The organism is Streptomyces sp. NPDC002690 (assembly GCF_053592415.1).
In genome coordinates this window covers 1-7157 of sequence record NZ_JBSFVR010000382.1, presented here as the reverse complement: position 1 = coordinate 7157, position 7157 = coordinate 1, and the positions used below count along the sequence as shown (strand labels likewise).

8 protein-coding genes are annotated in these 7157 nt (G+C 71.8%); 4 read left to right on the top strand and 4 right to left on the bottom strand.

Annotated elements, in window-relative coordinates; translation table 11 throughout:
* Positions 1-112: 112 nt before the first annotated feature.
* Positions 113-781, bottom strand: a complete 669-nt coding sequence (locus ACWD3D_RS31090; RefSeq protein WP_451464087.1) for a Type 1 glutamine amidotransferase-like domain-containing protein — start codon at positions 779-781, stop codon at positions 113-115.
* Between the two features lie 432 nt (positions 782-1213).
* Between ACWD3D_RS31090 and ACWD3D_RS31085 the strand changes: the two genes are divergently transcribed.
* The 3 genes from ACWD3D_RS31085 to ACWD3D_RS31075 all read left to right on the top strand — a co-directional run bounded on the left by ACWD3D_RS31085 (position 1214) and on the right by ACWD3D_RS31075 (position 4123).
* Positions 1214-2989, top strand: coding sequence for a CocE/NonD family hydrolase (locus ACWD3D_RS31085; protein ID WP_451464086.1), 1776 nt, complete (start codon positions 1214-1216; stop codon positions 2987-2989).
* A 128-nt stretch (positions 2990-3117) separates the two neighbouring features.
* Positions 3118-3360, top strand: a complete 243-nt coding sequence (locus ACWD3D_RS31080; protein ID WP_451464085.1) for an LPXTG cell wall anchor domain-containing protein — start codon at positions 3118-3120, stop codon at positions 3358-3360.
* Positions 3361-3484: 124 nt separating this feature from the next.
* Positions 3485-4123, top strand: coding sequence for a GNAT family N-acetyltransferase (locus ACWD3D_RS31075; RefSeq protein ID WP_451464084.1), 639 nt, complete (start codon positions 3485-3487; stop codon positions 4121-4123).
* Between the two features lie 49 nt (positions 4124-4172).
* Here ACWD3D_RS31075 and ACWD3D_RS31070 read toward each other — a convergent pair whose 3' ends face one another.
* The 3 genes from ACWD3D_RS31070 to ACWD3D_RS31060 form a co-directional block, all read right to left on the bottom strand.
* Positions 4173-4844 carry an HAD family hydrolase gene (locus ACWD3D_RS31070; protein ID WP_451464083.1) on the bottom strand — a complete coding sequence of 224 codons (672 nt, stop codon included), beginning with the start codon at positions 4842-4844 and terminating at the stop codon, positions 4173-4175.
* A gap of 23 nt (positions 4845-4867) precedes the next feature.
* A complete protein-coding gene (locus ACWD3D_RS31065; protein WP_451464082.1) occupies positions 4868-5437 on the bottom strand; it encodes a type 1 glutamine amidotransferase domain-containing protein in 570 nt (189 codons plus the stop codon).
* Between the two features lie 166 nt (positions 5438-5603).
* Positions 5604-6221: a TetR/AcrR family transcriptional regulator gene (locus ACWD3D_RS31060; protein ID WP_451464081.1), complete on the bottom strand. Its 618-nt coding sequence runs from the start codon at positions 6219-6221 to the stop codon at positions 5604-5606.
* Between the two features lie 101 nt (positions 6222-6322).
* On the opposite strand from ACWD3D_RS31060, the gene ACWD3D_RS31055 reads away from it, so the two are divergent.
* Entirely contained in the window at positions 6323-7108 is a 786-nt protein-coding gene (locus tag ACWD3D_RS31055) for an SDR family oxidoreductase (RefSeq protein WP_451464080.1), read from the top strand.
* Positions 7109-7157: the final 49 nt, after the last annotated feature.

Below are 7157 nucleotides of genomic sequence, written 5' to 3'. Positions count from 1 at the left end.
TACTTTAACTACAGACCAATCGGTGGTACGCGCGAGAAAACGCTCACTCGAACGAGTGAGTCAAGCACGGCGCCGGCCGGGGCTCCGGGGGAACGGCCCGTCGTGCGCCGGGTCATGGCGAAAACCGCCACCGGCCTTCGGAGACCACGTCCACCTCGCCGTCCCTGACACGGACGGCCGTTTCGTCGTCGATGAAGTAGACCGGGAAGTCCGCCCGCGCGGCGACGCGGTCGGCCCAGGCGTCGTCCCGGTCGGGGAAGTCCGGCGAGTCCAGATGGGGCTTCAGGTACCAGTCGAAGAGGCCGAACGGCGGTTCCAGGGTCGTCGCACCGAGCGCGTGGAGATCCGTGGTGTCCCCCATGACGTCGGCGGAGTGCGCGGTGAGGTTCTGGCTGAAGATCATCGATCCGGCGCTGAGTCCCACGTAGACCCGGCTCTCCAGCGCCTCCAGGAAGGCGTCGGCCAGTCCGTTGCCCGTGATGCTGCGCGCGAGGTGGTACTGATTGCCGCCCCCGACGTGGATGACGTCGGCGTGGAGCAGCCGGTCGAGCACCGTCCGCCGGGGCAGGCCGTTCAGTTCCAGGACGTCGAACTCACGCCAGCCGAGGCCCTGCACCCGGATCATGTCCGCGAGGAGCCACCCGTGGTCCCCGGGCTCGGCGACCGACGCCGTGGGCACGTACACGACGTTCGCCGCTTCGAACGGCCTTCCCAGCATGTCCCGCAGGGCGTCCCGCAGCGTCTCGTTGCGCAGGCCGCCCGCCGTCAACAGAAGATCCATCGCGCGAGTAAAGCACGACCGGCAGGCGTGCGCGCGGCGGGCCCGGGACGGCCGCAGGATTGGTCGACCGCTGAACTGCACACCACGACAACGCACTTGCGGTGGCGGCGCGTCGTTCTCCTCGCCGTGGGCCGTACACGTCGGAGGGGGACCGGGCGCCGGGAAGAGCGGTCGGCGCCCCACTCGGGGGAATCCGCGGCCGGAGCGTTGACACCGGCGTACTCCGTGTCACAGCATGAACACCATCTGTCATCATGGGGTCGGTGACCTCGCTGTTTCTCGCGCCGGACGTGCAACTGGTCGCGCCGGGGGCATGTCCGGCGAGCCGCGCCGTGCGTGCCCGGGGTGTGCGAGTCCGGCGCGTTTCGACGCTTCGGTGTTCTGTTCGGGCGTCGGCCGCTGGTCCCGGTGCCCCGGGTGTGGAGGTCCTCGGTGTCAGCTGTCGTCGCCAGGTTCGGGAAGTCGTTCGCAGCCCTCGCCGGAGCGGCGCTCACCGCCCCGCTCGTCCTCGCCGTGCCCGCCCGCGCGGTACAGGAGCCGTACACCGTCACCCCGCTCAAGTTCACCGTGCGGGCGGGCGGGCGCGACTGCACGGTCGACGCCGACCTCTACCGCCCGCGCGGAGCCGACCCCGCGCATCCCGTACCTGCGGTGCTGGCGACCAACGGGTTCGCGGGCAGCAAGTCGGACGGCTCCACCGACGCCCTCGGCCGGGCCTTCGCCGCCCGCGGCTACGTGGGGCTGGTCTACTCCGGCCTCGGCTTCGGCCGGTCCGGCTGCCTGATCACCCTGGACGCCCCGGAGGCCGACGGGAAGGCCGCCTCCGGGCTGGTCGACTTCCTCGCGGGGACCCGGGCGGCCGACGACGGCACCAAGGCCGACTTCGTCCAGCTCGACGGTGCGGGCGACCCGCGCGTCGGCATGATCGGAGGGTCGTACGGCGGGGCCGTCCAACTGGCCACCGCCGCGGTCGACCACCGCGTCGACGCGCTCGTCCCCCTCATCACCTGGAACGACCTCGGCTACTCGCTCGCGCCCAACAACATCACCGGCAGCGCCGCCGCCTCCCGCACCCCGGGCGTTTTCAAATGGCAGTGGACCAACGGCTTCTACCTGATGGGGGAGGGGCAGCCACTGCTCGCCCCCAGCCTCGACCCGTCACGCTTCGGCGCCCTGGACTGCCTCCACTTCACCCCGCGGGCCTGCGACACCATCAGCTTCCTCAACTCGGGCCGCTACCCGGCCGAGGAGTCCGAGGCCGTACTCGCCTACACCCGAAGCGTCTCCCCGGCCTCCTACCTCGACCGGGTCGAGGCGCCCACCCTCCTGGTGCAGGGGCAGGCCGACACCCTGTTCAACCTGAACGAGGCCACCGCCACCTACGACGCCCTCCGGGCGCGCGGCACCACCGCCAAGATGATCTGGCAGGCATGGGGGCACAGTGGGGGCGGCGCGACGCCCGGTGAACTCGACCTGTCCCAGGGCAACCTGGAGACCAGCTACGTCGGCCGGCGCATCCTCGCCTGGTTCGACCGTTACCTCCGCCACCGGGCCACCGACACCGGGCCCGCCTTCGCGTACTACCGTGACTGGACCAGCGGTTACGGTACCGCCGACGCACTCCCCGCCCCCTCGCACGTCCTGTACCTGTCCGGCGACGGCAGACTGACGGAGCGCCGTTCGGACGTGGTCTCCGGCACCCGTAAGTACACCAACTGGCCGCTGCCCAGCAGTCATTCGGAGACCTCGTTGTCCGGACTCACCGGACTGCCCGACATCGACCCGTACGACACCGACGGCACCCATCTGGACTGGACCTCCGCCCCGCTGGCCGCCGGCCTCGACGTCGTCGGCGCCCCCCGCGCCCGGCTGCGGGTCTCCTCCCCGAAGGCGGAGAGCGTCCAGAACAGCGGGGACGCCGCCGACCGGCTCGTACTCTTCGTCAAGGTGTACGATCTCGCCCCCGACGGGTCCACCGAGCTCGTCCACCGGCTGGTCGCCCCGGTGCGTGTACCCGACGTGCGTCAGTCCTTCACCGTACGGCTGCCGGGCATCGTCCACCGGTTCGCCGCCGGCCACCGGCTCCGCCTGGTGATCGCGGGGAGCGACACCGCGTACTACGGCAACCGGGGGGCCAAGCCCGTCACGGTCGCCGGCTCACCGGGGGACCCCGCGGTGCTGGAGCTGCCGGTGGTCCCGGCGGGCTGAGCCCCCCCGTCACCCGAACGGACGCACACCACCGGTCGCCGAGCGTCCGCCGGGGCATCCTGGTCGCCGGAGGGCGGTCGTGCTCGGCCCGACCCGCGCGGGACAGCCCTGAGGGAAAGGCCGGACCCATGAGCCCCAAGAACGTGTCCAGCGACGGCAGCGCCAGGAACGGCCTGCTCACCCCCGGCCGCATCGTCGTCGCCGTCATCGCGGTGCTGGCGATCGTCTTCATCTGCGTGAACACCGGGAAGGTGACCATCCGTGTCATCATCCCCACCGTCACCATGCCGCTCTGGCTCGCCCTGCTGGGCGTCTTCCTCGCGGGACTGGTCTGCGGAGGGTACGTGTTCCGGCGGCGGCGGAACAGGTGACGCCCTGGGGCCGGTGCGGGCCGGTTCACGCTGGTTCAGGCCGGTGCGGGCCGGTTCACGCCCGGATTCGGAGTTGCCGGGTGGCGACGTTCCGCCTTCGCCAGGACCGTCCTACCGTGGGCCGATGCACGTTTCCGATGATCATGACCCCGGCGTACCGCATGCCCCGGCTTCCGCCGCGTCCGCGGCCCCCGCACACGCCCCGTCCGCCACGCACTCCGGCACGGACCTCCCGCAGGGGCCGCTGACCTCGCTGCGCCGCTTCACCCCGAAGGACGCCGCCGAGTTCACGGCGCGCGCGAGGGAGAGCCGTTCCTCGCAGCACCCCTGGCTCTTCCCGCCCACCGAGGAGGAGGCGTACGCCACCTACGCGGGGCGGTTGCTGGAGAGTCCCGACAAGGAGGGCTTCCTCGTCTGCGAACGGGCGGCGGGCGGTGCGATCGCCGGCTTCGTCAACATCAACAACATCGTCGGCGGAGCCTTCCGCTGCGGGGCCCTGGGATACGGTGCCTTCGCGCACGCCGCCGGGCGGGGACTGATGTCCGAAGCCCTCGGTCTCGTGCTCCGCCACGCCTTCGGCCCGCTGGGACTGCACCGGCTGGAAGCCAATGTGCAACCCGGGAACGTGGGTTCGATCGCGCTGGTCCGGCGGGCCGGCTTCCGGCTCGAAGGGTTCTCGCCGGAGTTCCTCCACATCGACGGGGCATGGCGCGACCACGAGCGCTGGGCGATCACCTCGGAGATGCTGCCGGACCGGGAGTGAGGGCGTCTCGCGGGCGTCCGCGTGCCGTCCACCGGGCAGGACCCGTACCTCAGCCGACGTCCGGGAGCGCGAAGGGGCTCCTGCCGAGCCGGTTCAGCAGGTCCGCGACATCGCTGTACACCCCGGCGGCACCTGACTCCACGAGGTCCTCGCGCGGGATGCCTCCGCTGAGCACGCCGACCGCCGTGACCCCCGCCCGTGCGGCGGCCCGCATGTCCCAGACGGTGTCACCGACGAACACGGAGGTGTCCGCCGCACCGCCGACCAGCGCCATCGCGTGCTCCACCGGATCGGGGGCGGGCTTGCCCTCGGCGGTGTCGTCGGCGGAGGCGGTGGCCCGGACGACGTCGTCGGCGTCCAGCGCACGGCGCAGCGCACCGAGCTCGGCGCCGGTCGCCGAGGTCGCGAGCACCACGTGCCAGCCGCGCCAAGACAGCTCCCGCAGCAGGCGGGCCGCTCCGTCGAACGCCGGCAGCCGGTCGAAGTAGGTCGCGTACAGCGTCGTGTGCGCGGCGCTGATGCGGTCGTCCTCCTCCTTACGGCGTTGCTCGCCGAGGAGCCCGGCGATCAGATCGCCGCCGCCCAGGCCCACCGCCCGGTGGATGTCGTGCATGGCGACGCGGTGTCCGGCCTGGCGGAACGCCTCCCACCACGCGGTCACGTGCAGGTGGTTGGTGTCGACGAGGGTTCCGTCGACGTCGAAGATCGCGGCGTGCGTCATCGGTCGCTCCTCGGATGCCGTGCTCAGCCGGTGGAAGCGACGAGCGCGGCCGTCGCCTCACGGACGAAGGGGCCGAGGTCGTCCGGCGTACGGGAGGTGACCAGGACCCAGTCTCCGGCGTTGTCGCTGATCACCGGCTCGTCCACCCAGGTGCCGCCGGCGTTCTGGATGTCCGTCCGTACCGAGGCGTAGGAGGTCAGTGTCCGTCCGTCGACCACTCCGGCCTCCACGAGCACCCAGGGCCCGTGGCAGATCGCGGCGACCGGTCGCCCGGTCGCGGTGAACGACCGGAGGATCGACAGCGCCTCGTCCCTCAGCCGCAGGGAGTCCGCGTTCAGCGTCCCGCCGGGGATGAGCAGCAGGTCGTACGCGGTGGGATCGACGTCCGCCAGCGTCAGGTCGGGCCGTACGGCTCTGCCCGGGTCCTTGTCGCCGACCAGGGTACGGATCTCGTCCCGGGACACGGCCGCCACATGCACCTCGGCGCCGCGCTCCCGCAGCTGTTCGACCGGTACCACCAGCTCGTCCTGTTCGACGCCGTAGTTGGTGACGATCGCCAGGACCCGGCGACCCGCGAGCGAGGTGTCAGCCATGTCGTGCCCTTCCGTCTCGTGTGCACGGAACCGCCCGGGGTGGGAGCGGCTCCGCCCGTATCCCGTACGTCTCTCCAGACTCGCACGGACCACACGCACCCGCGGCGCGGCGGGCGGGGGCACCTGATCCGGGCGAATCCGGCAACGGAGACCCGGGCCGGCCGCGTCAGCCCGTCGTGTCGTCCGCCGCGCCGTCCGCAGCCGACGGGGGCGGAGGCAGCAGGCCGACGAGGTCCAGGAGGTCCTCCTCGGCGATCCCCTGGCCGAGGAAGACCGTCCGGTACACCGCGTAACCGATCCAGCCGTCCACGACCGCCTCCACCGGCAGGTCCCGGGGCAGCCGCCCCCGCGCCACGCCGTTCCGCAGCAGTCGGGCCGCCGGTTCGGCGTGGGCCCGCAGCAGATCCCGCAGGTCGGCCCGGCCCGCCTCGCCGCGCTCGGTCAGTGCTCCGGTCACCACGCTGGGATCGCCGAGCAGCGTCAGCGTCCGCACGAGACTCCGCAGCCACTCCAGCGCGTCCTGGCGCGGATCGCCCGTGTCCGGCGCCGGCCCCGGGGCGAGCCGGTCAGCGACCGCCTCGGTGATCACCGCCGCCTTGTTCGGCCACCAGCGGTACACCGTCATCCTCGCCACCCCGGCCCGCGAAGCGATCTTGTCCATCGTCACGCCCTGGTAGCCGAGCTCGGTCACCAGCTCCCGCGCGGCCGCCAGGACCGCCTCGTGGGCGTCCGGGTCGCGGTGCGGGCCGCGCCGGGGGCGCGAGACGGCGGGGCGGTCGGGCATGGGACCTCCGATGGCGGGGCTGGGAGCAGCCAGGAATATCTAGACTGTACGTACTGTCTAATCAAGTGCAACGGTTCAGATCTCAGTGTGGAGGTTCAGTCATGGAAGACCGATTCAGCGGCAAGGTCGTCCTCATCACCGGCGGCGGCTCCGGTCTCGGTCGCGCGGCGGCCGTGCGGGTCGCCTCCGAAGGCGCCCGGCTGGCACTCGTCGACGTCAGCGAGCAGGGCCTCGCGGACACGGCGGCCGAGGTGGAGAAGGCCGTACCCGGCGCGGAGGTCCTGCGGATCACCGCCGACGTCAGCTCCGAGGCCGATGTGCAGCGGTACGTCTCCGCGACGGTCGAGGCCTACGGTCGTATCGACGGCTTTTTCAACAACGCCGGCATCGAGGGCAAGCAGAACCTCACCCAGGACTTCGGCACCGACGAGTTCGACCGGGTCGTCCAGGTCAACCTCCGCGGGGTGTTCCTCGGCCTGAAGCACGTGCTCCCGATCATGAAGGACCAGGGCTCCGGCTCCGTCGTGAACACCGCCTCCGTCGGCGGCATCCGGGGCGTGGGCAACCAGTCCGGTTACGCGGCGGCCAAGCACGGCGTGGTCGGCCTCACCCGGAACTCCGGTGTGGAGTACGGCCGGTTCGGCGTGTCCGTCAAGGCGATCGCCCCCGGCGCCATCATGACCCCGATGGTCGAGGCCTCGCTCAAGCAGCTCGACGCGGTCGAGTGGGAGAAGGCCGGCGAGGCGTTCGTCAGCGTCAACCCGATGCGGCGATTCGGCAAGCCCGAAGAGGTCGGCAGCCTGGTCGCCTTCCTGCTCTCCGAGGAGTCCGGCTTCATCAACGCCACGGTCGTCCCGATCGACGGCGGCCAGTCCGAGCAGTACTGACCCGCAGCGCGCCCGGACGCCGTACGTCGCCCGCCCCGCCCGCCTCTAT

Coding starts and splice junctions, on each gene's coding strand:
- ACWD3D_RS31090 (WP_451464087.1), bottom strand. CDS start 781: ATGGATCTTCTGTTGACGGCGGGCGGCCTGCGCAACGAGACGCTGCGG.
- ACWD3D_RS31080 (WP_451464085.1), top strand. CDS start 3,118: ATGAGCCCCAAGAACGTGTCCAGCGACGGCAGCGCCAGGAACGGCCTG.
- ACWD3D_RS31075 (WP_451464084.1), top strand. CDS start 3,485: ATGCACGTTTCCGATGATCATGACCCCGGCGTACCGCATGCCCCGGCT.
- ACWD3D_RS31070 (WP_451464083.1), bottom strand. CDS start 4,844: ATGACGCACGCCGCGATCTTCGACGTCGACGGAACCCTCGTCGACACC.
- ACWD3D_RS31065 (WP_451464082.1), bottom strand. CDS start 5,437: ATGGCTGACACCTCGCTCGCGGGTCGCCGGGTCCTGGCGATCGTCACC.
- ACWD3D_RS31060 (WP_451464081.1), bottom strand. CDS start 6,221: ATGCCCGACCGCCCCGCCGTCTCGCGCCCCCGGCGCGGCCCGCACCGC.
- ACWD3D_RS31055 (WP_451464080.1), top strand. CDS start 6,323: ATGGAAGACCGATTCAGCGGCAAGGTCGTCCTCATCACCGGCGGCGGC.